Origin of the sequence: Methanobacterium congolense, from assembly GCF_900095295.1 — an archaeon.
GTDB lineage: Archaea > Methanobacteriota > Methanobacteria > Methanobacteriales > Methanobacteriaceae > Methanobacterium_C > Methanobacterium_C congolense.
On the sequence record NZ_LT607756.1, the window covers coordinates 649084 to 675827 of the forward strand.

At 33.6% G+C, this 26744-nt stretch carries 25 protein-coding genes; 13 read left to right on the top strand and 12 right to left on the bottom strand.

The window, feature by feature from the left end:
- The first annotated feature begins 373 nt into the window (after positions 1-373).
- On the top strand, positions 374-1792 hold the full coding sequence (locus MCBB_RS03145; protein ID WP_071906404.1) for a right-handed parallel beta-helix repeat-containing protein: 1419 nt from the start codon (positions 374-376) through the stop codon (positions 1790-1792).
- Between the two features lie 130 nt (positions 1793-1922).
- Here MCBB_RS03145 and MCBB_RS03150 read toward each other — a convergent pair whose 3' ends face one another.
- Together MCBB_RS03150 and MCBB_RS12055 are read right to left on the bottom strand one after the other, a co-directional pair.
- Entirely contained in the window at positions 1923-2345 is a 423-nt protein-coding gene (locus MCBB_RS03150; RefSeq protein WP_071906405.1) for a pyridoxamine 5'-phosphate oxidase family protein, read from the bottom strand.
- A 71-nt stretch (positions 2346-2416) separates the two neighbouring features.
- Entirely contained in the window at positions 2417-2620 is a 204-nt protein-coding gene (locus MCBB_RS12055; protein ID WP_171899075.1) for a hypothetical protein, read from the bottom strand.
- A gap of 285 nt (positions 2621-2905) precedes the next feature.
- Between MCBB_RS12055 and MCBB_RS03155 the strand changes: the two genes are divergently transcribed.
- Positions 2906-3793: a Tim44 domain-containing protein gene (locus tag MCBB_RS03155; protein WP_071906406.1), complete on the top strand. Its 888-nt coding sequence runs from the start codon at positions 2906-2908 to the stop codon at positions 3791-3793.
- Positions 3794-3860: 67 nt separating this feature from the next.
- On the opposite strand, the gene MCBB_RS03160 is transcribed toward MCBB_RS03155, so the two are convergent.
- The 3 genes from MCBB_RS03160 to MCBB_RS03170 all read right to left on the bottom strand — a co-directional run bounded on the left by MCBB_RS03160 (position 3861) and on the right by MCBB_RS03170 (position 6724).
- Entirely contained in the window at positions 3861-4589 is a 729-nt protein-coding gene (locus MCBB_RS03160) for an RDD family protein (RefSeq protein WP_071906407.1), read from the bottom strand.
- Between the two features lie 301 nt (positions 4590-4890).
- Complete coding sequence (locus MCBB_RS03165; protein WP_071906408.1) at positions 4891-5571, bottom strand: ABC transporter ATP-binding protein; 681 nt, start codon at positions 5569-5571, stop codon at positions 4891-4893.
- Positions 5572-5584: 13 nt separating this feature from the next.
- The gene (locus MCBB_RS03170) at positions 5585-6724 is read right to left on the bottom strand and encodes an ABC transporter permease (protein ID WP_071906409.1); all 1140 of its coding nucleotides are present in this window, start codon (positions 6722-6724) and stop codon (positions 5585-5587) included.
- 607 nt (positions 6725-7331) lie between these two features.
- On the opposite strand from MCBB_RS03170, the gene MCBB_RS03175 reads away from it, so the two are divergent.
- The gene (locus MCBB_RS03175) at positions 7332-9056 is read left to right on the top strand and encodes a DUF11 domain-containing protein (protein ID WP_071906410.1); all 1725 of its coding nucleotides are present in this window, start codon (positions 7332-7334) and stop codon (positions 9054-9056) included.
- A 476-nt stretch (positions 9057-9532) separates the two neighbouring features.
- Here the strand turns inward: MCBB_RS03175 and MCBB_RS03180 are convergent, their stop codons facing one another.
- Positions 9533-9742, bottom strand: a complete 210-nt coding sequence (locus MCBB_RS03180; protein WP_071906411.1) for a TOBE domain-containing protein — start codon at positions 9740-9742, stop codon at positions 9533-9535.
- Positions 9743-10528: 786 nt separating this feature from the next.
- On the opposite strand from MCBB_RS03180, the gene MCBB_RS03185 reads away from it, so the two are divergent.
- The gene (locus MCBB_RS03185; protein ID WP_071906412.1) at positions 10529-11785 is read left to right on the top strand and encodes a tetratricopeptide repeat protein; all 1257 of its coding nucleotides are present in this window, start codon (positions 10529-10531) and stop codon (positions 11783-11785) included.
- 357 nt (positions 11786-12142) lie between these two features.
- Positions 12143-15118: a PAS domain S-box protein gene (locus MCBB_RS03190; RefSeq protein ID WP_071906413.1), complete on the top strand. Its 2976-nt coding sequence runs from the start codon at positions 12143-12145 to the stop codon at positions 15116-15118.
- A 437-nt stretch (positions 15119-15555) separates the two neighbouring features.
- On the opposite strand, the gene MCBB_RS03195 is transcribed toward MCBB_RS03190, so the two are convergent.
- Positions 15556-16431, bottom strand: coding sequence for a P-loop NTPase family protein (locus tag MCBB_RS03195; protein WP_071906414.1), 876 nt, complete (start codon positions 16429-16431; stop codon positions 15556-15558).
- Between the two features lie 333 nt (positions 16432-16764).
- Between MCBB_RS03195 and MCBB_RS03200 the strand changes: the two genes are divergently transcribed.
- The 3 genes from MCBB_RS03200 (at position 16765) to MCBB_RS03210 (ending at position 18731) form a co-directional block, all read left to right on the top strand.
- Positions 16765-16989 carry a hypothetical protein gene (locus MCBB_RS03200; protein ID WP_071906415.1) on the top strand — a complete coding sequence of 75 codons (225 nt, stop codon included), beginning with the start codon at positions 16765-16767 and terminating at the stop codon, positions 16987-16989.
- Between the two features lie 136 nt (positions 16990-17125).
- Positions 17126-18019 carry a cation diffusion facilitator family transporter gene (locus tag MCBB_RS03205; protein ID WP_071906416.1) on the top strand — a complete coding sequence of 298 codons (894 nt, stop codon included), beginning with the start codon at positions 17126-17128 and terminating at the stop codon, positions 18017-18019.
- Complete coding sequence (locus MCBB_RS03210) at positions 17997-18731, top strand: DedA family protein (RefSeq protein ID WP_231916392.1); 735 nt, start codon at positions 17997-17999, stop codon at positions 18729-18731. The genes MCBB_RS03205 and MCBB_RS03210 overlap by 23 nt, the downstream gene beginning before the upstream one ends.
- 127 nt (positions 18732-18858) lie before the next feature.
- Here the strand turns inward: MCBB_RS03210 and MCBB_RS03215 are convergent, their stop codons facing one another.
- The 5 genes from MCBB_RS03215 to MCBB_RS03235 form a co-directional block, all read right to left on the bottom strand.
- The gene (locus MCBB_RS03215) at positions 18859-20547 is read right to left on the bottom strand and encodes a SulP family inorganic anion transporter (protein WP_071906418.1); all 1689 of its coding nucleotides are present in this window, start codon (positions 20545-20547) and stop codon (positions 18859-18861) included.
- A 900-nt stretch (positions 20548-21447) separates the two neighbouring features.
- Positions 21448-21783: a hypothetical protein gene (locus MCBB_RS03220; protein ID WP_071906419.1), complete on the bottom strand. Its 336-nt coding sequence runs from the start codon at positions 21781-21783 to the stop codon at positions 21448-21450.
- Entirely contained in the window at positions 21783-22304 is a 522-nt protein-coding gene (locus MCBB_RS03225; protein WP_071906420.1) for a hypothetical protein, read from the bottom strand. Before MCBB_RS03225 ends, MCBB_RS03220 begins: the two co-directional genes overlap by 1 nt.
- Positions 22305-22349: 45 nt before the next feature.
- Positions 22350-22970, bottom strand: coding sequence for a DUF4013 domain-containing protein (locus MCBB_RS03230; RefSeq protein WP_071906421.1), 621 nt, complete (start codon positions 22968-22970; stop codon positions 22350-22352).
- A gap of 5 nt (positions 22971-22975) precedes the next feature.
- Positions 22976-23179, bottom strand: a complete 204-nt coding sequence (locus MCBB_RS03235; protein ID WP_071906422.1) for a hypothetical protein — start codon at positions 23177-23179, stop codon at positions 22976-22978.
- A 402-nt stretch (positions 23180-23581) separates the two neighbouring features.
- On the opposite strand from MCBB_RS03235, the gene MCBB_RS03240 reads away from it, so the two are divergent.
- From MCBB_RS03240 to MCBB_RS03260, 5 genes are all read left to right on the top strand, one after another.
- The gene (locus MCBB_RS03240) at positions 23582-23863 is read left to right on the top strand and encodes an ArsR/SmtB family transcription factor (protein WP_071906423.1); all 282 of its coding nucleotides are present in this window, start codon (positions 23582-23584) and stop codon (positions 23861-23863) included.
- Between the two features lie 11 nt (positions 23864-23874).
- On the top strand, positions 23875-24201 hold the full coding sequence (locus MCBB_RS03245) for a hypothetical protein (protein ID WP_071906424.1): 327 nt from the start codon (positions 23875-23877) through the stop codon (positions 24199-24201).
- A gap of 217 nt (positions 24202-24418) precedes the next feature.
- Complete coding sequence (locus MCBB_RS03250) at positions 24419-25033, top strand: phosphatase PAP2 family protein (protein ID WP_071906425.1); 615 nt, start codon at positions 24419-24421, stop codon at positions 25031-25033.
- Positions 25034-25129: 96 nt separating this feature from the next.
- Entirely contained in the window at positions 25130-25765 is a 636-nt protein-coding gene (locus MCBB_RS03255; RefSeq protein ID WP_071906426.1) for a DedA family protein, read from the top strand.
- Between the two features lie 56 nt (positions 25766-25821).
- Complete coding sequence (locus MCBB_RS03260) at positions 25822-26718, top strand: cation diffusion facilitator family transporter (RefSeq protein WP_084789744.1); 897 nt, start codon at positions 25822-25824, stop codon at positions 26716-26718.
- Positions 26719-26744 lie beyond the last annotated feature (26 nt).

The following is a 26744-nucleotide window of genomic DNA, read 5'->3' on the forward strand; positions in this document are numbered from 1 at the left end:
TTATTAAATTTAAGAATATGAATAGCTGAGAGCTTTTTATTTTAAGACTTAAGATGGTTTCTTTATGTAATATTCCTAAAAATTGAAATTATGTTATGATAACTTACATGATCTTATGCTCTATGAATGTTCACTTTTTTAATGAATTTTTGACGATTGTTGCAGTATTTAAAGTCTTTTGTTGGGATTTTTTTAGTTAAATATTAATAGAACTTATAACTTTACATATTATTGTGTATCACATACTAATAAAGTATCTCATAATTTTTAGTGGAGATTTTCACTTAAACAGCCTTTGTTTGAAGTGTAACATTAAAAAGCAAGGTTCTTTAAAAGGAGTGCTGCACGGATCGAGCATAAAGGAGGTGAAAAGATGCAAAAACAAATAACACTGATTACACTTGCTTTAATTGCTGTTTTGTTTTCTGTTTCTGCAGTTAGTGCTGCTGATATTTATGTGAATACTACTGGAAATGATACTACTGGAAACGGTACATCAGAAAATCCATTCCTCACAATAGGAAAAGGAGTAAACACCGCGGTAGCAGGGGACACTGTAAACATTGCAAACGGAACATACAGTGGAACAGGAAACAATCAAATTACAATTAACCAAGCCATTACAATACAGGGTCAAAGCCAGACCGGAACCATAATAAATGGAGAAGGGAACCAGATATTCTATAACAATGCTAATGGAGTCACAATCCAGAATATAACATTTTTTGATGCGACAAACTGGTTTGGTGGTGCAATCTACAACAATTATAATGCCAATATAACGATAAACTCTTGTACTTTCAAAAATAATAGCGGGGATTACGGAGGAGCTATTGGTAACGATGGAGATATGGCCATAAATCACTGTACTTTCACAAATAACACTGCCGAGTATGGTGGTGCAGTTTATCATTGTGATGGAAGAATGACAATCACAGACTGTACTTTCACAGGTAACAGTGCACAAGAGGGGGGTGCTGTTTGGACTGATTCAGGATTACTTGCAACCACAGTAATCAACAACAGTATCTTCGACCAAAACAATGCAACAAATGATGGTGGAGCTATATGCAGTTACTGGAGTATTGCTATTACTGGCTGTAACTTCAACAAAAACACTGCAGGCAACAACGGTGGAGCACTTTGCAGTGCTTATGATATTTTGACTGTTAAGTACAGCCGCTTTGTTGGAAACAATGCAACAAGTTTAGGTAAAGATATCTATTCCCATTACGGTGGTTTACAGAATGCTACACTCAACTGGTGGGGTTCCAACTCGGGACCAGCATCTGATAGGATCTACATCGAAGGTACTACTATGCAAAGCACCATGTACAACCCATGGCTTGTCATGAACATCAATCCAGCAGATCCGTCCACAATCTACACAGGTCAAACCTCTAAGATCACTGTAAATGTTTACACAGACTCGAATGGTGTTGATCACAGTGCTGATGCCGCACAATTCTTCAGCGGTCCAGAGGTGACCTTCAAAACAGACCTTGGTAACGTTGGCAGTAAATCTGTTACAGTACCTTGGAGTCTTGGGTTGGCATTTGCCATTTTAAGAGGGGATGAAGGTCCTGGAATGGCAACAGTAACAGGAACAGATGGAAATCAAACATTATCTGCAGGAGTAACTATACTCCAAGCTCCAACTGTAGAAGCAGCAGCATCAACAACAACTGCAGAAGGAACAATTGGAATGCAGAAAACAGGTATGCCAATAGTAGGGTTAGTACTGGCAATCCTCGCTGTACTTGGAGGAGCACTGGCACCAAGAAGGAAATAAAATCTTTTCCATTTTTCTATTTTTTTTATTTAATGGTTGTGTTTTTATTAACACCCTAAAAAAGAATAAATTCTAAAATAAATAATAAACTAACTTTTATTTTAACTCAAAACTAATTTCCGCACAGATCTTAGAACTTGATCATCTTCTTAGGTTCGAAGTTGGTCTGCATGGTCCAGAAGTATGCTTCACCATGAGTTATTCTGAAGATTATGAGTCCTGGGTGGTCGAATGTCATTCCAAATTCCTTTAAAAATGGTCTGTCCTCTAAAACCTTCTTTTTAAGTTCTGGATCATCCAAGAACTCCACTTCGCCTGCAACCCTCATCATGGTCCCTGTCTGTTCATCTGGCTGCCAGAAACATGCTTCAACCTTTGGATTGGTCTGCATCTGTCCGTACATGTCCTTCACGGATCCTATCTGGAAATAGAATCCAGTTTCATCTGCAAACCAGAACCCAAGGGCTCTAACACGTGGCTGGTCTCCGTCTGCAGTTGCAAGGTAGCAAACTGGTGTTTCATTTGCAAATTTTATACAGTCTTCAAAATCCATGATATCACTCCCTATTTTTTTTAAATTCTATTTCTTAGTTTGTACTTTAATTGATTTCATATTTATTCTTGTTAACGTGGTCTGATTTTTTTTGGATTTTTAATAGGACATGAACCTAAAAAGGTTCCATGTCCTGAAATATTTTCTACAGTAGAAAATAGGGGTGAATTGAAAATCTTTTTTTCCATTTTAAAAAATTTTAGGTGTTTAAATGATATTTTCTCAGTCATGTACAGTTTTTTAATTTTAAAATACATTTTAATGAGTTTATCCATTATTTGTTTTGTTTTTATAGAATGTTTATCAAATTTAAACGAAAATAATTCCTTATAAAACTTTTAAATCTTGTTAAAAATATGGGGCAGAGATTTAATCCAAATTTGGATATCCTTCAAGAAATTGAAATTAAAAATTGCATTAACTAAAAAAACAGGAGGATATACAAACTTTTATATATAACAACAATTTTTAAATAAATAATATCTTCTGGTCTCTGAACCGATAAATTACTGTGATGTATCATTGGGCAATGGGACTCTATCATTTGGAGGATTGTATTAATGAAAACTTTTAAATCAAAAAATATGGCAAAATCTATTTATATATTCGGTTTTTTAGCAGTTTTAATTGTTTTAACCATTGATCCTGCCTTTGCACGAGCCGGTGGGGGTAGTGGTGGTGGTGCAGGATTACTCACGATTATATTACTTCCTTTCCTTATAATTTACAGCTTAATCATATCCTGGCTTGTCCGTAGGAAAAATAAGGAAGCAAAAGAACTCGCTGCCCAGATAGAACAGTACGATCCATCATGGAATATGGAAAAAATAAATAAAATCGTTGAAGATACATTTTACAGGGTACAAGATGCATGGATGCAGCGAAATCAGGATTTAGCACGGGATTATATGAGTGATTCAATTTATAAACAGCACAAAATTCAGACTGACATGATGTTAAAGGAACATAAGGAAAACATCCTTTTAAACATAAAATTAGATAATATAAAGATTGTAGAGATAGTAGATTTGAAGGAAGACAGCAGAGATTTCTTCTGGGCCTATATAAATGGGTCCATGATAGATTATATAGCTGATGATCGTTCAGGTGCATTTATATCTGGAGATAAATCAAAGACGTCCTTCCAGGAGCTCTGGAAATTTGTTCGAGATCCCAATGGAAAATGGGTTCTGGACAGGATAGACCAGCATATTTTAGGGGATCTGAAGAAATTCAAATCTTTAACTGAAGGCTATGATTTGGAACTGGATGGAGGTTACATGGTCTGTGAGAAGTGTGGAGGCTTTTACAAACTTCAGGAGGGGGAACATCCTGAAGATTTTGACACCTGTCAGTGTGGAGGTCATTTGACATACCACAAAAAGGTTGTTTTCCAGGAAGATATGGGGAATCAGTTAAGAAAAGCTTATAAATCCCCTAATCTGTGAGAATAACTTCCCCTATTTTTTTTAAGATTATATATTGTCGTTTATTTTTTTTTGTCTTTGTAAACACTTAATCCTTAATAACAATGGTTTTTGATGCCATGTCCCCTATTCTCTGGTTTTTTTCAGATGCTACCATTGCAATGACACCTATCATGCCAGGTACTAGATAAGGCATCAAATCTATTATGAAGAGCAGATTTCTGATAATACTCTTAGAAACTGGGATAGTTTTCAAGTCTGATTCATTAACAACCTTTATTTTCAGTATCATCTTTCCAGTGGTCTGTCCTTCTAACTCAAATGCAATGAAATAAATCAATGTGATGATAAATGATGCAGTCAACCATAGAATCGCGAATAAATCGCTGTTGGTTGTATCTGAGTTTGGAACAACGATGGCAAGGATGATAGCCACCACTATGCTGAGAAGGAAGATACAGATGAAGTCTATGATAAAGGCCAGCACTCTGCTCAGGGTTGATGCATATTCTCTAATGAGTTTACCACAGCTCTGGCAGTAAACTGCATCTCTGGGATTTGGAGTGTAGCAGTGGGGGCATTGAACATTGTTCCATGTTTGAATATTCTTGTAATGTTCATATCTTTCATATGGAGTTTCAAATTCATTATCTGGAGTTTCATGATCGTAAGTTTTCTTCACTGGGATAATCTCATCCTTCACAATTGGTATGGAGTCATCTACTACAGGATCATCATTTTCATTTAATCTGGAACTCTCTTTTGAACCTGTAACCTCATCGTCAACTTGGGATCTTGGTGTTTCTTTTGCTGCCATATATTTTCTCCTTTATTAATGGTAATGATCTTTAAATTATGTTAATCTTTAAATAACTTATTACATTTTTTTTATTTAACTTTATTTGAATCTTAACGCTGTTTGATAAGCGTTCATGGAAAATTCAGTTGCCGACCTCGTTAATAGGCCTTATTTTAAAAAATAAAATTATTTTGAATTTGAAAATTCATTGTTTCAAGAGCTCCACAACAAAAAAAGTAATTTAAAGATTATTAAATAGATTTAAACTATTTAACTGATATTTAGTAGTAATAACTAAAAAATAAGGTTAAAAATGGATTTAAACTTCGATCAATCCATCCTTAATCCTCATCACTCTTGTACCCTTGGTGGTTTCCACGTCGTGGGTAACCATGATCACGGTTGTTCCTTCATCATTAACCTGATGTAAAAGTTCAATTATGTTGTTAGTGGCTTCGCTGTCCAGGTTTCCTGTTGGTTCATCTGCTAAAATGAATTTTGGATGATTAACAAGTGAACGGGCAATAGCTACCCTCTGCCTTTCCCCTCCAGAGAGTTTGGATGGCAGTTGATTCATCCTGTGACCAAGGCCAACCATTTCCACACATTCCTCAGCCCTTTTAATTCTGGACTTTTTATCGAGTTTTTTATCGCCTGAAAGGTTCCTCATTGGAAATTCCACATTACCACGGACAGTCAAGGCAGGTAAAAGATTGAAAGTCTGAAATATGTATCCTATATTCTCTGCTCGCATCTTTGTAAGCTCTGAATCTTTCATTGAGGATATTTTCCTATCCCCTATGTAGAGATCTCCTTGGGTAGGGGTGTCCAGACCTCCGATCATGTTGAGGAGGGTTGATTTTCCTGAACCTGATGGTCCCATTATGGACACAAATTCTCCCTCATCAACGGTTATATTTAATCCCTTAAGGGCGTGGACCTCGGTGCTGTCTAATTTATAGGTTTTCCAAAGTCCTTCTCCCTTCACTAAACTTTTCATATTAAACACTCCTTTATTCATATCTCAAAGCGTCTATGGGACTGATACGGGTGGCAATGTAAGCGGGTATGAGTCCACTGAACGTTCCAATGACAAAGACTATAACAAGTACCTGGGTGACTATTGCACTGGGTATGTTGAAACTCAGGAAGTTCACACCTGTTGCACCCATCAAAACACCCAACATGCTGTAGGTAGGTGACATGAGCAGGATTCCAATAACACCTCCAATCAAACTCAAGATGAGTGATTCATAAATTATCAGTGCCAAAATCTTCCTTTTACTGGTTCCAATAGCCCTCATAGTACCTATTTCTTTGGTTCTCTCCTTAACTGACATCATCATAACGATCATGATGATTATCACAGAAACCAGGAATATGAATGTACTGATCATGTTCATGAATATCTTGATCTGGCTTAAATTGTCATCAATTGTTTTTTTGGTGTCTTTCTGTGAGTAGATGGTGTAATTGGGATATGCATCCTGTAGGCTGGTCTCTGCACTGTCAATTGATCCTGTGGGTGATATGATAACAGTGGATACGAGACCAGTCATGTCCGTGACTGACTGTGCATGTGAGAGGGACATGATCATGGAGTTGTCAATGGTAAGGGGCCATCCAGTGCCTACCTTTTTCATAATACCAACGACTTTGTATTTGTTTCCCTGAACAGTTATTGTGCTTCCCACTGTTGCATTGTAGTTTTTGGCAGTCTCTGATCCAATGATAACTGCATTGTCACTTTCACCCACCAGTGAACTTTTACCAGTTACTTTGGCGTTTTGTATGAAAGCCTGCTCCTTACCAGGTGTAACGCCCACGATCATGGTGTACTGACTGTTGTTATTTCCTTGAACTGGTACAAATAGAGCCTTTGTACTCTTAGCCTGATCAACTTCGCTACGGTTCAACACTTCATTTCCAAGACTCTCTGTGATTATGCTCCCAGATGGTGGGTAACTTGTCCCATTTTTTTCGAAGTACAGTTTTCCGTTGACTGTTCCCAGATCACCCTTGAGGCCTGATTCCATTTCATATAAAACCAGGTTAACGGTACCGATTAGTAGAACACACACCACGATACCGATGATGCACATGGCTGTGCGGCCCTTTTTGGCCTTAAAATCTTTAAAAGCTATATCTAACATTTTTCTATTCACCTGTAACTTAAAACATCTTCAATATTTGTTGTTTGAATTTTTTAAAGTTTTTATCCGGTTTTTCTTTATCTCATGTGTAGTATTAACAAAATTACTTCGTATAATTTGCCATATAAAATATAACTAGGAATGCGTTGATTAAATTGATTTATACTACTTTTAATCATTTTTTATGTTGTCCTCAATTGACATAAATTGTCATACTTCTATTCTGAGGATATAACTCGTTTTTTTACTGGTCTAAAGTAAAAATTGGATTATCTCTTTTTTTCTATTTGAATCTTTGTGAATAGGCCTTTTTGTTGTGATTGAACAGTTTTAATGTTTTTGAGGTGTTTTGTATTTAGTTAATCAGTTTTTACATGGTATTCTGGAATTTTATTTTTATATCTCAGTTGATATGTGTGGTGTTGTTTAATCTTAGAGTATTACTTCTTAGGAAGTTTATATTTTTTGTAAATGGTCTTTATTGGATTTGAACATCCGTATTTTGAGGAGAAAATCATAAATTTTATTATTGTGAATGTATTACGTAATTATGGATATGGAAATGTGATGATATCATGTCCAGAACGAGCATGAAGGAGGTGAAAAGATGCGAAAACAAATAAAGCCTAAAGCACAGGTTATGTTCCTTTTACTCACCATTTTTGCTATCATGGTTTCAGTATCTAGTGTTAGTGCGGCTCCCTTACCAACTGTTTCACAGGTTTATGTGAGTGTTAATGGTTCAGATGCTAACAGTGGTACTGTAGATTCTCCATACCTCACAATACAGAAAGGAGTGGATTCCATTTCAGAAAATGGAACTATGTACATAGCAAATGGAGTATACAATGGAACAGGTAACACAAATATAACCATCAGTAAAAACATGAACATCACAGGACAAAGCCAGGCAGGAACCATAATCAACGGAACAGGCACCAACTGGATATTCAACATTAACAGTGGGGTTACTGCAATAATTACAAACTTAACACTAACTCAGGGATATAAAAGTGGGAGTGGTGCTATCTGTAATTATGGTACGTTAACCGTGATTAATTGCACATTCACCAACAACAACGCAACTAATTATGGGGGTGCTATTTATAGTTCCGGTATTTTAACTGTGGAGAATTGTTCTTTCATTAGTAACAATGCCTCTGCTTATGGTGGGGCAATTTCTGCTGAGTTTGGTACTTGTATTGTGAATGAATGTATCTTCATAGATAACATTATAAATAATTATGGTGGGGGTGGAGCTATTGCTCTTGGTTCAACTAATGGTATTGTTACAGGCAGTACATTCATTGGGAACTCTGCAATGACTTCTAATGGAGGAGGTGCCCTTTACAGTCAACAAAACTTGACAGCTAATTACAACAGATTCTACAAAAACATAGCTTCAAAAGGCAACGATATTTATCTTTTGGGTGGTTTAGTGAGTGCTGAGAATAACTGGTGGGGTTCTAATGATCCAGTATGGACAAACCTCATATATAGAATGTCAAATCCTGCACAATGGTTATACATGACAATAAACGCCACACCAACCACTATCAACAATACTCAGACCAGTTTAGTCACAGTTATCTTCAACAATATATACAATGGAACTACCGTAACTCCTATAAACCCTGCAAACGGTCACATCCCAGATGGAACACTTGTAACCTTTAGCAGTGCATTGGGAAGTTTCGATCCTGCAACACCCACAACGTTTAATGGTATTGCAACAGCATTGTTCACAGCAAACCAAACAGGAACCGGCAACCTAACAGCAACAACAGATAATCAGAAAGTTACACAATTAACAGTGAATCCAGTGTCTTACTTGTACCTGAACGTTACAAGTTCAAAGAATAATCCTAGTGTTGGTGAAACGTTTGTTTTAACCTATAAGCTCAGTAACAGTGGCCCAGATAATGCAACAAACGTTACAATGTCTTTCCAGATACCGGCTGGTTTGGAATTTGTAAATGCAACTGTTGATAATGGAACATGGACCTACAACCCAGCAAATAGGACTGTAACTTGGACACTCAGGAACGTGGCTGTGGGAGACCCTTATCTTTACCTCACGGTCCGGGCATTGGGAAGTGGAAGTTACACCATCATACCAACAATAACCTCAGACACATACAACAGAAACACAGACCCATTAACACCATTCACAGTCAATGTACAGGAACAGAACAATAGTAATGGCAATACAGTGAACGCTGCATCAACAACAAAAACAGTAGCCATGAAAGACACAGGTTTACCATTGAACTATTTAGTACTGGCTATTTTAGCTGTAATCAGTGGTTTTGTGATGCCAAGAAGAAAATAAACCAAATTCCACTTTTTATCTTTTTTTAGTTTTTCAAGCCTCACCAATAAACGCAGGAATGCCTGAGTAAATATGTAATCACATGATGATCCATGCTTTAAAAGATAAGGTTCGTGAAGCATACTTTCTCCTTGACCCTGATGAACTTGAAGAGTTAATTCTGGGGGGGTGCAATCATTAATTCTCAAAATAATTCAAATCATAATTCCAAAATGGATATGGAAACTGTTATTGTGTAATTGAAAAAGAATGGAAGATGGATTTTGAGAATCAGTGGTATGGAAAAGGATTAAAAGAGTTTTGGTTTAGATTTTGCTCCTAAACTCTTGAAAGGTTTATTTTTTGTTAGAATAAATGCTTTTGGCTGGCTATTAAATGTTTGAGTATGAATAAAAGAAATATACAACTTTTTAAATTAAAAATAATCTTCAAAATAAGTTTTTTTAAAATAAAATAGAAAATTGGTTTTTAGGTGGTTAGTCCTTTCCAACCATGACTTCTGTTGATTTAATTATTGCGGAAACATTATCTCCTTTTTTTATTCCAAGCTTTTCAACAGATTCTTTGGTTATTACAGCTGTTATAACACCAGGATTTTCTATGTTAATTTTTACACTGGCCATAACTGCCCCGATCTCCACATTTTCAACTGTTCCTTCTAAAGCATTCCTTGCACTTATCTTCATAAAACAACCTCCATCACAATTTCAATTAATTAAGTTATTAGTTTGTTTTTCAAGTATAAACCAATTTTTATGCAATATTTTACTTATCGCTCAAATTTAAAAAGATTAAAACTAAATGAAGCAATTTAATGGGTTTAATTTAATTAATAAACCCTCTTAACTCTTTTTTTCAGGATCTTTTAGATATCACTTTAATCAATTAATGTATGCGAAATGAATGAATGGTTAGATCGATCTTTCTGATAACAGTTAATAACCTTAATTTGTAATTATAATGTCTTTAGGCGCTGTTTTTTTGAGTTTTTCTGGTTGATAATTGAGAAATATTGTTTCTAGGTTGTGAATTTGATAATTTTATTGAAAATCTTTCAAAAAGTTAATAAAGTATAATTTTTAAAACAAAAATAGAATTTAATTCATCATTATGGGGGTTAACATGGCAGATGCAATTTTAATAACCATTTTTTCGGTTTCAACAATTTTAACAGTACTTGCAATTATTGCTATGTGGCAGTTCTAATTGATCATGTCAAGAAACTCCATTTAATTATATTGAAGCAAGTTCAGTTCCCATTAAATAATATGTTTTTTGGGATTATGGAAGATATGCAATTTAAGATTTCTGATCCTAATTAATCCAATTTACAATTCCAGAATTGATGAGATGGAAGCTGTTATCATGGAGTTGAAAAAGAAGATGGAAATAAAAGATTAACTTTTTATATTATCTTTTATCAATCTAGTTTTAATTAAAAATTTGTGAATTAATTTTTTGGAGTATTTTAAATGAGATCTAACCTTAAACATAATCTTTTTGAATTTTCAGTCTTTTTGGCAGTCATTTTATTCTTCATTCTTTCTGTGTCCGTTAATAAAGTTTTAGAGTTAGTTTTGTTCATAATTTTAGTAATATTCATATCAATTTTATTTCAAATTTTCAATTACAGTCTAAAGGTTTATTTAAGTACTGTAATTATAGTTTTAACGGTTTTATCTGTTCTAATTTCTATACTAAGTCAAGGTTTGATTAATATTGGAACTTTGATTCCGATATTAGGTGCTTTAGTAGGTGTTATAGAGTATATCCCAATTTTCAAAAAGAAAGCACTTTTCATGGAATCTGTTTCACTTGTTGAAATGAATAAATTCCTAGAATCTCTTGCTATTTCAGATAAAATACTGGAATCTTATCCAGAATATTTCAATACTATTTATTTTAAAGCATGTACGTTGAATATCTTAAGGAAGCACCAGGAACAACTGGAATTAGTGGACGAGCTCTTGAAAATGAAGTTGAATAAAAAACAGAAAATGTTTGTTTTAAATTTAAAGGTTTGTGCTCTTTCAAATCTTGGAAGGTATGATGATGCAGAAGATATTGTTGATGAAATTCTTGAAGAAGATCCAGATAATTCAGTTACAATGTACTATGAAGCCGAAATACTTTTAAAAATAGGCTATAAACAGGAAGCAATGGATTATTATGTGAATTCATTAGAATCAGTCAATAATGAACTATTAAAACATCACAAATCATTAATTAAGAAAATGAGTGTTTCTAATGATAATCGAAATAGAATTTTATTGGAACTTTGGACTTTGAAAGGATGTATTCAAATTAAGTTACACCAGTACCCTGAAGCATTAGACTCTTTCAGTGAAGCATTAAAATTAAACCCAAATAAGTCTATGGGGTGGAATAATAAGGGTTATACCCTTGCAAAGTTAGGGCAGTATGATGAAGCCTTAAACTGTATTGACAGATCTCTGGACTTGTATCCCGAGAATGATTTTGCATTAAATAGTAAAGGTTATATCCTTGCAGAATCTGGAAAACCAGAAGAATCATTGCAATACTACCAAAAAGCAATAGAAATAGCTCCTCTTGATGAAGAAAGATATTATCATAAAGGGAAAGCTTATCAAAAACTCCAACAATACACAGAAGCTTTAAAATGTTACAACAAAGTCCTTGAATTAAATCCTAATTGTGAATATGCAAAAAAAGCAAGAGATGAAGTTTTGAATGTGATGGAGAACTAATTTTACTTTTCACCCAACGACGACCTCACATTCACACATTAAAAAACTCATTTTTATCTCCTTGAATTGTCTAATACTTAAAAATATGAACTTTCAAGCCTCTTACTCAATTATAATTTCCTTCAGATTCACACAACCCATCTCAAGGATTATTTGAAAAGATTTATATATTTAGAACCATGATAGATTATTTGTAATTATCAATTGTATTAAATGTGCCACCTTTAGAGCTATTTTTGACATAAGGAATATGGAAAAATTGTTACTTATTTATTCAATATTTCAAGGTTTTTTTCTTTTTTTTATCTCCATAAATACAAATGTAATTATTAACATACCTTATTTCAGGTTATTCCTATGGTAAATAAAAAAATTCTCCTGGTTGAGGATGAAAGCATAGAATCCCTGGATATTAAGCGCGTCTTAGAATCCTTTGGTTATCAAGTACCTTACGTTGCTTCAAGTAGTGAAGAAGCTGTAGAGAAAACCATAGAAATTATGCCGGATCTTATTTTGATGGATATAGTTCTTAAAGGAGATAGTAATGGTATTGGTGCTGTTTCTAAGATTAAAGACTTGAATATTCCCGTTATTTATTTAACTGCTCATTCTGAAGAATCTACCATTGAAAGAGCTAAACTCACAGAACCCTATGGTTATATTATCAAACCATACGATCCCACCGAACTTAAATACGCTATAGAACTCGCCATTTACAAAAACCAAACGAAAAAAGAATTAAAGCAGAATGAAAAAAGGTTCCGTCACATCCTAGAAAATTCATTAGATGTAGTTTATAGACGGAATTTAGACAGTGATGAGTATGATTATTTAAGCCCAATGATTGAACAGGTCCTAGGTTATTCTACAGAAGAGTTCATTTCCATGCCCTCAACAGAGGTTGTGGAACTGATCCATCCCCATGACAGGGAAAATGTAAGTAATATTTTTGCTAATGCTTTTTCTGGAAAAACAAAGACATACAACATTGAGTATCGTTTCAAACAAAAAAACGGACACTATAAATGGGTAAACGATTTTGGGTCTATTGTGAAAGACGGAGACATCATGTTCCTTATTGGTTCAGTTTATGACATTACTGAAAGAAAAAAAGGTGAAGAAAGAAGAAAAAATGGTGAGAAAGCTCTTAGGGAAAGTGAAGAGAAATATCGGGCTATGATGAATTATTCCAGTGATGCAATTGTTTTAACAGATTTTGAGGGTAACTTTGTTGAATGTAATAAAAACGCAGAGGAATTATTTGGTTACTCGCAAGAAGAACTTATTAAACTAAATTTTAGGGATATACACCCGTCGGAAGAACTTGAAGTAGTTCAAACATCCTTTAAAAAGATTATAATGGATGATATGGGCACTGTTGATACATTAGTTTTAACCAAAGATAATAAGAAAGTTCCTGTGGCCATAACTGGAAGTTTAATAGAATATGGGGATAAAACTATTATACAGGGAATGTTCCGAGACATCACTGAAAGGAAAGAATCAGAAGAATCACTGCTAAATATCAACAAAGCTTTGAAGAAACGTGATGAAGAATTCAAGTATTTTATTGATAGTGCCCCTGTTGCTATTGCCATGTTTGATAAGCGGATGAGGTACATTGCCGCTAGTTTACGTTGGATTGAAGATTACAATCTGGAGGGGCAGGAACTTCACGGCATATCACATTACGATATTTTTCCAGAGATTACTGATGAAGTGAAAGAAGTGCATAAGCGTGCTCTTACAGGATCTATTGAGCGTGCTGATGATGATAAGTTTGTTCGTGCAGACGGACGAGTTCAATATATTAGATGGGAAGTTCATCCATGGTACTTATCCTCCGGTGATATAGGTGGTATTATAATCTTTAGTGAAGATGTTTCAGAACGTATAAATGCAGAAAAAAAGTTTAGGGATAATGAAGAAAAATACAGGACTCTCTTTGAATCTAATCCAGATTACACTATAATCGTAGGTTTGGATGGTATAATTCTAGATTTTAATGTGGCGGCAGAGCAAATTATTGGCATATTTAAAGATGAATTAATCGGAAAACATTTAATGGACCTGGGAATTTTACCTAAAGATGAATTAGACTTGTTGGAAGAAAAGTTTTCACTTTTAGTTAAGCATGGAGAAGTAGCTCCTTTTGAGTTCCGAATCATTGATAAAAATGGCGATATTCGATGGGGAGAAACTTCATTAACTTTGATAATGGGGGAAAATGGGCCAGCTTATATTCTGGTGATTTTCAATGATATTACAGAACGTAAAATAGCCGAAAAAAAGTTGAGATCAAGCCAAATTCAGCTGGTTAATGCAATGGAAATGTCAAATTTGGTTAATTGGGAATATGATGTAGCCAGTGATACATTCACTTTTGATCATCGGTTCTATGATTTATATGGTACAACTGTTGAAAGGGAAGGTAGCTATTTGATGTCTTCGGAAGTTTATGCTCGTGAATTTGTACATCCTGATGATCATGATATGGTAGCAGATGAAACTGCGAAAGCAATAGAAACTTCGGATCCGGATTATGTATCCATGGTGGAGCATAGAATTATCAGAAGGGATGGTAATATTCGCCACTTAGTGGTGAGAATTGCGATTACGAAAGATTCTGAAGGACGTACCATCAAAACTCACGGTACCAATCAAGACATTACTGAACTTAAAGAAAAAGAGGAAGAGATTAAAAAATCTCTCGAGGAAAAGGAAGTTCTTCTTCGGGAGATCCATCACCGGGTTAAGAACAACATGCAGATTATCTCTAGTTTGCTTAACCTACAGATTCAACACGTTGAAGACAGGGAAGCAGAGAATGTTTTGAAGGAGAGCCAGGGCAGGGTGAAGAGTATGGCCATGCTCCATGAAAAGCTCTACCAATCACCCAACTTCACTAACATCAATTTCAAAGAGTATATAGAGAGACTTGTCTTTGATATATTCTATTCTTATGGAATCAAAACCGGTTCCATTGAATCAGAATTGGATATTGAAGATATTAAAATTGGCATCGAAACTGCCATACCAGTAGGACTAATCATAAATGAATTGGTGACCAACAGCATCAAATATGCATTCCCCAAATATAACGGAACAATAAAAATCGAATTTAAATCATCAGAGGAAGGATTAGAACTTATTGTTGCTGATGATGGAATTGGATTACAAAAAGACATTGATCCCAAAAACACAGAAACACTCGGTCTACAACTTGTAAACAGTTTAACTGACCAAATTGATGGGAATATTGAGCTGGATAGAAGTAATGGAACTAAATTTAAAATTACTTTTAAAGAATTGGATTATAAAGAAAGATTATAATTGAAGCATATATGAGAAACTTCCTATAATGAAAAATATGCATCTTTTTGTAATTTTTTTATTATTTTGTAGAGTTATTAAACTGGAAACTGAAACCATATACTTACCCAAAATATTTTAATATCAAATAATCTGATTGTAAATTGTATTAAATGTCCCTTATTTAAGGTTAATTTTGATGTATAAAATTCATTATAAATATTACTTTTTTTTTTAATATTATGGAAAAATTAGGGTAGAATTTTAGATTAGTACTTAATTATAATAGTGCAAATTTAACAAAAAAGACTATCAATAATTTATACAGTTTGGTTTGAATTTTTAAATATTCAATAGGTTAGATGTATCTTTAGAAGAGAATTTAGAATGGACTCGTCGTATTGTGAATATTCCAGTGATTCTATGCAGTGGACGGGTTAGTGATCTATAAATTTGCTCTATACTACTACAAGTACATCTGTTGCAAAGTGAATAATAAACCTCATTATTTGATAAATTAGGAATATGCCTGTAATTATTAAACCGTACAAAAATCCTTTTTCATATTTTGGGACAATAGTTTCTCCTTCATTTCGTAATGCTTTAAAAATAGATCTGGGTTTATGACCATATTTTTCAATATAAGACTTTATCGATGTATCATCAGCGTATTTGAAGTTATTTTTCACGATTTGTAAGATTTCCTCTTCAGAATAGGTGATCATGATTATTTCAAAAAGATGTTTAAATATGAAAATGAGAATTTTTGAAAATATGGAAAAATCTGTTAATATATCATAGCTTCTCCCATTGAAACGAAACGCAAAAACTGTTTGGATTACTATATTCACGTTTTTGAGGTCATTTTTATGTTTTATACGTTCCAGTTCGATTTTAAAATAGAATGGCAATGCTCGTAATCCTTTATTAAGAGTCCAAAGGCTGAGTCCTGCTTTTTCTTTGTTAATAAATTCAGAATCGAGAATTTTATCTGCGAGTAAGACCACATCATACTCTTGCACTTTTTTATATACATCTTCATTAGTCTCTACATTAAGGTCAGCTCTGAGTGTTTTGAAAAATTCATTAAAGACTTCATCATAACTCATATCCACATTGTGTAAAAATAAGGCAGGTTCATAGACATTCAAATCTAAACTTTTTAAGGCGGTGTAAATATTAGCGGATTTACCAGTTCCCGGAGTTCCGGTAACGAGTACAAAACGTCCTTTACGGTTTTTAAGACTACGGAACATGCGGTATATTTTCCTAAATGAGCGTGTATAAACAAAATCCTCATTTTCATCTACACTATGAACCTTGTAATCAACCATGCTGCACCATTAATTTCCATTTTACTAATTTGCTTATTAAAACTAAATCACTGCCTAAGTGATTATTTTGTTGGATAGAGTGTGTTTTATTGTTTTTCTAAATTAGTATTAAGAAACCAGTAGCATTTGAAAACTCTTATTTTTTTTATTTAATGTTTATTATTTAAATTAATAAATGTTCCTCCTTGTTAGGATGCCCTAATAATCTTAGTTAAGCCTAATTAAAGCCCTATGGACTACCGAAGTCTTTATATAGCTTGGAATACATTGGATTAATCTAAGGCTGAAATAAACCTCATTTCCAAAAAAAATCCGAGAGTGGTGTAATAAAAAATGTTTGATCCGAAAAAATTAATGGACACTGCAATTGATCAGGTCCAAAAAAGTGGAAGTTCTCATGGTAGCAGGGGCGAAGTAGATGATATTCTATACAAAATGTCCAGGGACCTTGAAGAAGTTAGAATGAAAAATAGGGAACTCACAGAGAGGTTAAATGATTTAGACATGCAATTTAACCACCTGAAAAATTTACTTAATCGAAACGACAGGCGTTATTAACTCAGGGACTTCATATTTTTAATCCCTGGATTCTCCTTATTTTCTGAGTAAAATAAGATTCATAAATTAGAAAAAAACGAGTTAAGCGTACTTATTTAATAAATTGCCAGAATTTAAAAACTTTAAGTGATTTTTTATGGATGCCATCACTAACCGGGAAAGTATTGGTCGTAAAGCTTCGATGGTTGCTATTTTTGGAAATATCCTATTGACTATTTTCAACTTTATTGTTGGGACTTTATCTGGTAGTACTGCCTTAGTTGCTGAGGCTGCCCACACACTTTCAGATGTCATCACTTCCATTCTGGCTTTTGTCGGGTTCAAAATAGGGATGTGGCCTGCAGATAATGAACACCAGTATGGGCATGGTAGGGCTGAACCAATTATTGGATTAGTAATAGTGGTGTTCTTGGTGGTGGTTGCCTATGAAATTCTTTCAGATGTTTATATCAAACTTTTAATGCATGAAACACTAAAAGCACCGGATTGGATCGCAGCAGGCATGGCATTAATTGGAATATTTGTGAATTATGCTATGACCACTTACTTAATTCGTTCTGGGAAGAAAATCAACAGTCCTGCACTTATTGCTGATGGGCAGCATCAGAAAGTGGATATTTTCTCATGTGGTGCAGTACTGGTAGGTGTCATAGGTGCACAATTAGGATTTACTATGTTAGATCCTATTGTAGCCATATTCATTGCTATAATGGTGATAAGAACAGCATTCATTGTGGCTCGTGACAATATTAACACCCTCATGGGTAAAATACCATCTGAAAAAATTTTAGATGAAATTACGGTGGCTGCAATGTCTGTAAATGATGTTAAAGGAGTGCATGAAGTAAGAGTTAATAATATGGGGCCTTATGCTTCAGCAGAGTTGCACATTGAACTTGATGCTGATTTAAACCTAAGAGAATCTCATAAAATCTCTCATGAGGTTGAAAAACAGATCATCAACCAGGTAGGACCTATAAAAATGGCTACTATTCACACCTGCCCTTTTGAAGGATATAGCAAAGAATGAACTTGTTTTGAAATTTACCTGTTCAACAAAAGAAATAAGAGGCCCAATAATGTTTGAAGGAATAATTTTATATTTAGAAAGTATACTGGCTGTTTACGGTCCTTTTGGGGTTTTTATTGCCAGTATTGTTGAAGAAGTAATAGCACCCATACCATCTACTCTAGTTATCATGGGGACCAGTTTTGTAGTCTTAAAAGGTTCTGCAATTTCTTTAGATGGATTCATAAATCTATTTTTTAACATTGTATTACCTGCCTCTTTAGGTGTTACCCTAGGATCACTTTTTGTATATGGAATTGGTTATTTTGCAGGAAAACCATTCATTGAGCGTTGGGGTAAATATTTGGGTGTTTCATGGGAAGATATTGAAAAAGCAGAAGAAAAATTTGAAAACAGTCATTCAGATGAAATACTCCTTTTCATGGTTAGAGCGATTCCAGTTATTCCCAGTGTGGCTATAAGTGCTTTCTGTGGTATTATTAGATTCGATTTGGTAAAATATGTTATAATTACATTCTTAGGGACTATGGTAAGGGCTTTTATTCTGGGATTTATAGGCTGGCAATTTGGAAGTATGTACCAGTCTGTAGCAGATGAAATTTCCTACCTGGAAGAAATTACAGTGGCAGTTATTTCAATTGCGGTTATATTGTATTTTATTTACAAAAAAAAGTTAAAAAAGTCAAAAACACTAAATAAAGCAAGTTCTTGAAAAATTGGTAATGATAACGAATTAGTAAGCAACAAAACTTGAAGGGTTGTGGTCTTTTTTTGATCAGAATGTAGTTAAATTATTTATTTAGAACATTTTGATCATTATAACGTCTTCTGGTTGGTTTTCATTGAATCTTATTAGCCTTAATCCATTTATTGGCGGATAATGCAGCTTCACGGATTGAATCATTTACTATTGAACTGGCCATGAAAACGTTTTTAGAACCTATTTCTTCCAGTACACCCGTTCTTTCAAGCTGTTTTTTTATGGAATCTTCTACTTCTGCTAGCATTAAGAGATTACCTGATTCATGCAACTTTCTTGCAAATTCATTCATCCAGACAACTACATTTGTTCCTAAATATTTACGATCATGTAAATTTAGAATAATAACTGCACAAGTAGTGTTTTCAATTGAAGGCATTTGTTCTTCCAGTAAATATGCTACTGCAAAATAATCTAACCCCTTAACTTCTATAACAGTGCACTTATTAGTTGGAAACTCATCAGGGAGAGAGCGTTCCTGATAACGACCATCATCCAGTAAAACAAGTTCTTCGAGCATTATGTCCTTGTGAGTGGTGAAAGCGTAAATTAATAGAGAGAGTATGGCCCCCGCGAAAACTGCATATTCAATACTGAATCCTACACCCACAACAAAGGTTAAAAGCATAGCATAACGATAAATATTGGAACTTTTCCAGGCTAAAACGATGTTACTCCATTCGTTTATTATAATCGTTGACCCCAACGCAATTAAAATTGCAGCTAAGCCCGACATAGGAACTTTTTCAAACATTTGAGGTATCAAGAGGAATATTACTATTACAAAAATCCCTGAGAATACTCCTGACCATCGAGTTTTACCACCACTTTCAATATTCACACCAGTACGGGTAAAAGAACCACCTGCAGGTAACGCTGTGAATATTGAACCTCCTATATTGGCTAAACCTTGAGCAGAAAAGTTTTTTGACCTATTAGTTCGTTTTCCATCAGGATTAGGGTAAGCAGATCCCACACCAACTGTTTGTATAGATGTTAAAATCAGTATGGCCAGGGCGGGTAAAATAAGATCAGGGATAAGCATAGGATTAGGTAAAACAGGTTTTGGCAAACCCCCTGAAATTGGAGCAATACTACCTGTCAGCTTAACAGTTGTTAGTCCTAATAGAGCTACCATGGCAGAAATGATGACCATGGCCAGAAGATTCCCATAACGCTTTAACCGTGACCATTTGAATAATATTAAAACCACGATGGTTACCAAACCAACTAAAAATGTGGGTAAATCCCATAAACTTGGATGAGTGATAATGTCAATTCCCTGTATTATGGAATCCGAGATATAGGGCAGTATGACCGTGCTTTTGTAACCTGTGAATTTTGCAAGCTGACTAATAACCAAAGAAAGACCCACTGCAGCAATAAAACCTGACATGACTTCTGCAGAAATAAAACGCACCAGACTCCCCATTTTAAGTTGCCCTGTGGCAAATTGTAATAAGCCTACCAACAAGGTTAAAGTAACGAGTCCCTGAGTTACATCACCCCCCAAGGCACCTACTGAACTTGCCACCACTAAAGCAACTTCATCACTGATGGTAACAATCATTAAACTTGAAGAAGCAGCTAAAGAACCAATAATAACAGTTAACATTGCAGTGTAGATGCCATAGATGGGATCAACACCAGCCAGGAGTGCATAGGCCATGCTAATAGGTATACTAACAAAAGCCAGAGTTAGACCAGCCGAAAGGTCACTTACTAAAGTTTCACGATGAAACTTAGGTAAATAATTTTTATAACTCATTAATATCTTTTAGATATTTAAAGCATATAATTTATTCCAAAATTCACTATCTGAAATTTAATTCTAGTTTCTTTTAGGTGGATTTTTCCATTTATTTGCTTAATTGGGGATTTAATAATTATAAACTGAGAAAATAATTTTTGTACAATGATTTTTCTAAAGATAAAAGTTATGAATCCTAAAACTTATTTTTAACCATTCTGGGCCTAGAAATAGATATTAAAAAACTTATCCCATTCCTGACATTTTTTTCCAAAAATAACTAAATTTTGGAGTTTTTATCTATAACAATAATTCTTCGAGAGACTTTAAAAACACGCCGTATACTCAAGATATTTTACATATTCTCAATTGAATGGTAATGATTATTGTCAATTATAATAAATGTGCCACATTTTTGGTTGATCTTGATCTTGATTAAAAAATTGAAATATATTCTGAGAAATAAAGAAGAATAAACTATTTTTTTCTATTTTAAGACATTTAAAAGTCCATAATTAAATTAATAAGTAATTATAACTCGTAATATCCATAAAATAGCAATATTTTTAGTTTTACTACAAAGGTGAATTTTCTAGAAATTTCTTTTTAATAATTTATGAAATGATTAAAAAGTTTTATTTAACATTTAAACAGATTCGAAGAATGGGAATTCATAAAATGTGGTCTTGCATGTGGATTGATTTTTAAATTTATTTTGCAGACATATAGTTAAGTATTTAATCAGGAATGATCTGATTGATAATTATCAATTGTATTAAATGTGCCACCTTCAAGACTATTTTTGATATAAAAATTAGTGAATAATTATTAATAAATATTATTTTATTAGAAACTTCCGTTTAAATGACATATTGGGGATGGAGAGCTGGTTTTAGCTGGTATAACAGTGGGGGATGGTCAAAATATTTTTTTATTTCCAATAAATATCCCTTGCCAAGTTATTCTAATTAAGTGACTTTCGCGAATTTGGATATAAAAATACATCGTAGCTATTATGGCAAAGGACGCTGCAAGAGCAGCACCATCATCTGGGACAAGAGATGGGCGAATAAAGGTAATATAGTATAGAATTAACCATTGGAATATTAAAACACTGGACATAGCAAAAAAATAATTTTCTGTCACATTAACTTTTTTAATGTCACGATATATGGAACCGCGGGACATGCCGGGGGAATATTTTGGAGGCATTACATTTTTATTTTCATAGTAATATCCATATATTATAACCATCAAACCCACGGCACTACCAAATAGTTCTCAGGAGATTGGGATTGTGAAAAACTTGCTAAACAGACAAGCATTATCACAATTCCTACAAATATGTATATGGCTTTTGTTTTATCCGTTAAAATCACGTTCATCTTGTCAGCTACTACCAAATCCTTATTTTTCCTTTGTTGATTTCCAAGGTATTTTAGGTTGCTTCTACGAAGTCTATTAATTAAAAATATCGTCATCACTGGTGCAATGGCCAAAACAATGAAAACTTGAATCGTTAAATAAACTTGACTAATAAATAAGATATTGATCACAATTAACCATTGGAATATGTTAACAGCAGACATAGCTACAAAATAAGTAACTGTTTCATTAAATTTTTCGCCTTCAACAAAAAATCCAAATATAACCACCATCATTCCCATAGTAATATACAATAGGTCTAAAGAGGATTTATACTGTGAAAAATCTCCTAAAAACAATAGTATTACCACGATCCCCATTAAAATTAACATAACTTTTGTTTTATCCATTCATTCACCCAGTCAATTTATTTTCATACTTATCGAAAAGGTCAATTAAGATATTTTTTCTCCAGACATGTAAAATAACGCCACTGATCTAACAAAATACATTGAAAGGTAAGGGGCTATAATTAAGAAGGTCAGAATAGGCATAATTGGAGTAATATGTATTCCAAAACCGTTACGGAGGATAACAGCGGCATAGAATAATATAAAAGATCCTGCATAAGATATTGTTAAAAACAAAATTTTAATCACAATGTACCATAATGTGAAATTTTTCCATCCTATGGTAGAGATTTTATGTAATATTTCCCGGAATTTGAATGCTGTTTTTAGTTTACTGTCATTGTAGGCCATATAGGCTACGGCAATGTTAATAAAAGGATAAATGATGATCATGTATGTGTATAAAAGCATAAGAACCACAAATCCTGTCTTTAAATACCATAACATATCATTAAGCATGGAAAAAACATTATTTGGATAATATTCAATGATTTTAATGATTGGTACGATATTTAATGGGTTTATGGCTAAAAAAACTATTGCAATCAGAATAACTGGGATCAAATAAATAATGTTTACTATTGATACTTTAATCCCATCTATGAACATGATTTTCCATTGGTCAAATTTTGGGGGTTTATTAGCATTATTAATAGATGATTTCATGATTTTTAAAAAATACCTATAATTAAAATTATAAAAATGAAATTAATTATTTCTAAGAGAGGAATTGTAACATTTGTTGTACTTAAAATACTGAAATAATAATTTATATTTATCCCACCAAGAACCGAGAAAATTCCAAATATCAAAAATTTCTTCCAATCTGAAATAGGATATTTTAAGGAATCACTTAAAATTTCTTTTATCTTCATTATTAACTCCGTTTGATGTGATAATCGTAAGTTCATTAAATGCCCTTAAATTCACTTCATATTCCTATGCATTTTATTCCTATTCCTACTTAATATAAATAAACATCAAACTAATACTCTGTGTTATTATTCTGATTATAAAATTTTTTTAAATATTTTATGAAATGATTCAAAAGTTTTATTTAACATTTAACCAGATTCGAAGAATGGAAATTCATATAATGTGGTCTTGCTTGTGGATTGATTTTTAAATTTATTTTGCAGACATATAGTTAATTATTTAATCAGGAATAATCTAATTGATAATTATAAAAACCGGCTCCGGCGTTCTTATGGTTAAAAATGAGTTCATTCCTATTTTTTATGCAAATAAATTAATATTAGTATTCTATATACTAACTTATGGATAAGTTACTCTGGTGGTTAATCGCTGGCAAAAGAGGGGGCAAGAATAGGGCTAAAATAATTAAAATGATAGCTGATAGGCCCTATAATGCTCATCAACTTTCAGAGGAGCTAAACTTAGATTATAAGACAGTAAGGCATCATGTTAAAATTTTAGAAAAAAATAACTTGATTCAGCCTACTGGAGATACTTATGGTAAATTATACTTTCTTTCTCCAAAAATGGAAGAAAATTACAAACTTTTTGAAAATATTTGGAGAAAACTGGACATTGAATAAATGGTGAGAAAATGATACTGGAACCGGGTTTACTAAGCATCATTCAATATGCAGCTATTGGAGTTGGAATAGCTAATGTCTGCCTATTATTAGGATTGTTCTACATTTACTGGAACAGTTACCGTGATATGAAATCTGAATTCACCATAGGACTGTTATTCTTTACACTGGTTCTTCTGGTACAGAATGTTGCTGCCACTGTTTTTTTAGTTCTACTTAATTTTACAGTTGGAGGAGGTGGGGAATTAGAGGAGGCCATAGAACACCTATTAGAACTATTCTCCATAAACCTAATACAATTCGTAGCTTTATCCATCCTATTTAAAATAACTTATTAGAAATTCTCCTCTTTTTTTAGGATAAATAGTTATTTTTTTCCCTTAAGAGGAACCTTTTTAACATTTTTTTTTATTTTACTAATTTGATTGGGGAAAGATTGGGGCGTAATTCTGGAATAAGTACTTAATTATAACTCACACAACTTAACCAAAGAACTTAGTAAACATGGGAACAACTCTTTTGATTCCCAATACTGAAATAATGGAGTAAATATTCATGTACAATTTTATAATATCTGGAATTTTAAATCAAAATACCGTTCTTTTTTACATGATTAATCATGGGATGGATAACAATGCATTTGATTTTATAATGCCTTTACTTACTAATTTTGGAAGCTTCATTGTGTGGGCTGCGATTTGTGGACTTTTGTTTATATTTGGAGGAGAAAAAGGAAAAAAAGTTGCTATCCTTGGTTTGGCAGCTTTATTTGTAAGTAATGTAGCAGTATATTTGTTGAAATTTATAATAGCAGAACCCAGACCTTTCCTTACTCTACCCAATGTAGATCTTTTAGTCTCAGAAAGCGAGTTTTATTCTTTCCCTTCTGGCCATACAGCATCATCTTTCGCAGCTGCTGTGGTGATCGGGCTTAAATACAAACTTAATTTCAGAGGAAAAAATTATGGTTTGATTTATCCTTTATTAGCTTTTGCAGGAGTTATAGGGTTTTCCAGGATATACATAGGAGTGCATTATCCCTTAGATGTTGCCTTCGGTGCTATTGTGGGAATATTATCCTCTCTACTGGTCCTGAAAGTAGGAAATAATAATTTGATGGATAAACTGTCCCATGTTTGTTTATTGGATAAAAATACGGGTAAAATTTGAGGTTTTATAAGTAATGCACATTTTTTTAGTAATGAATTCAACTTTATGTAAAATCGTTAAAATATATAGTAAATTCTCCCTGATGAGGTTAAAATCATGTTTGCTGAGATAATTTTATACTTAGAAAATATATTATTTGTTTATGGGCCTTTAGGTGTTTTTATTGCTAGTATTATTGAAGAAGTGATAGCTCCTATTCCATCTACACTAGTTATTATGGGAACTAGTTTTATTGTGCTAAAAGGTGCTGTAATTTCTATAGATGCATTTTTGAAGCTATTTCTTAACATTGTGTTGCCTGCTTCTTTAGGTGTGACTATTGGATCGTTATTTGTTTATGGTATCGCATATTTTGCAGGTAAGCCCTTTTTGGAGCGTTGGGGTAAATATTTAGGTGTTTCCTGGGAAGATATTGAAAAAACAGAAAAGAAATTTCAAAAAAGTCGTTCAGATGAGTTGGTATTATTTCTGGTAAGGGCTGTGCCGATCATTCCCAGCGTAGCTATCAGTGCATTTTGTGGTTTTATTCGTTTTGATCTGAAGAAGTATTTAGTCATCACCTTTTTCGGGACTTTGGTAAGGGCTTTCATCTTAGGATTTATTGGATGGCAGTTTGGAAGTATGTATCAAACGTTGGCCGATGAGATTTCGTATTTAGAAGAGGTCAGTGTTATAGTGATCCTAATCTCAGCTGTTTTGTACTTTATTTACAAAAAGAAATTAAAAAAATAAACAGATAGATAATTCAGGGCAAATTCTTTAAAATCTTATGATTCTAGGTGGTTAAATTGGAAAATGAAATTCAGAGAGAAAAAATCGGCCAAAAAGCTTCCTTTGTGGCTATATTTGGTAATATCTTCCTTACAATATTCAATTTTACTGTGGGAATCTTCTCAGGTAGTACAGCGTTGGTTGCTGAAGGAACACACACATTATCTGATGTAATCACCTCAGTAATGGCTTATTTTGGTTTTATGATTGGGATGAGGCCTGCTGATGAAGAACATCATTATGGTCATGGTCGGGCTGAACCCATAGTAGGAATAATTATTGTCGCATTTTTGGGTGTTGTGGCCTTTGAAATACTCTTTGAAGTCTATAAAAAACTAATGCTGGGCGAAGCACTGACACCTCCTGATTTAATTGCAGCGGGGATGGCATTGATTGGTATTTTTGTAAATTATGCCATGACCAATTATCTTATTAATGCTGGGAAAAAAATCAACAGCCCGGTACTAATTGCTGATGGTCGTCATCAGTCTGTTGACATCTATTCCTGTGCTGCCATATTAATAGGGGTTATAGGGTCTCGCTTAGGTTTTACCTTCTTAGACCCTTTAGTTGCTGTATTTATTGCCATAATGGTTCTTAAAACGGCTTATGTGGTAGCTCGTGATAGTGTTAACGCTCTTATGGGAAAAGTGCCTGATCCAACGATTTTAAGAGATATTGAATCCGCTGCATTATCTTTAAAAGATGTGCAGGGTGTTCATAGTGTGAAAATAAATAACATGGGGCCTTATGCATCTGCTGAATTACACATTGAATTGGACAAAAATCTTAGACTTGAAGAGAGTCATAAAATCTCCCATCGTGTAGAAGAAGAGATTATCAATCAAGTAAAACCCTTAAAAATGGTTATTGTTCACACCTGTCCTGCTGAAGAAGAATGTGAGTTAGATTAAAAAGAACAAGTAAAATTTTTAAATGT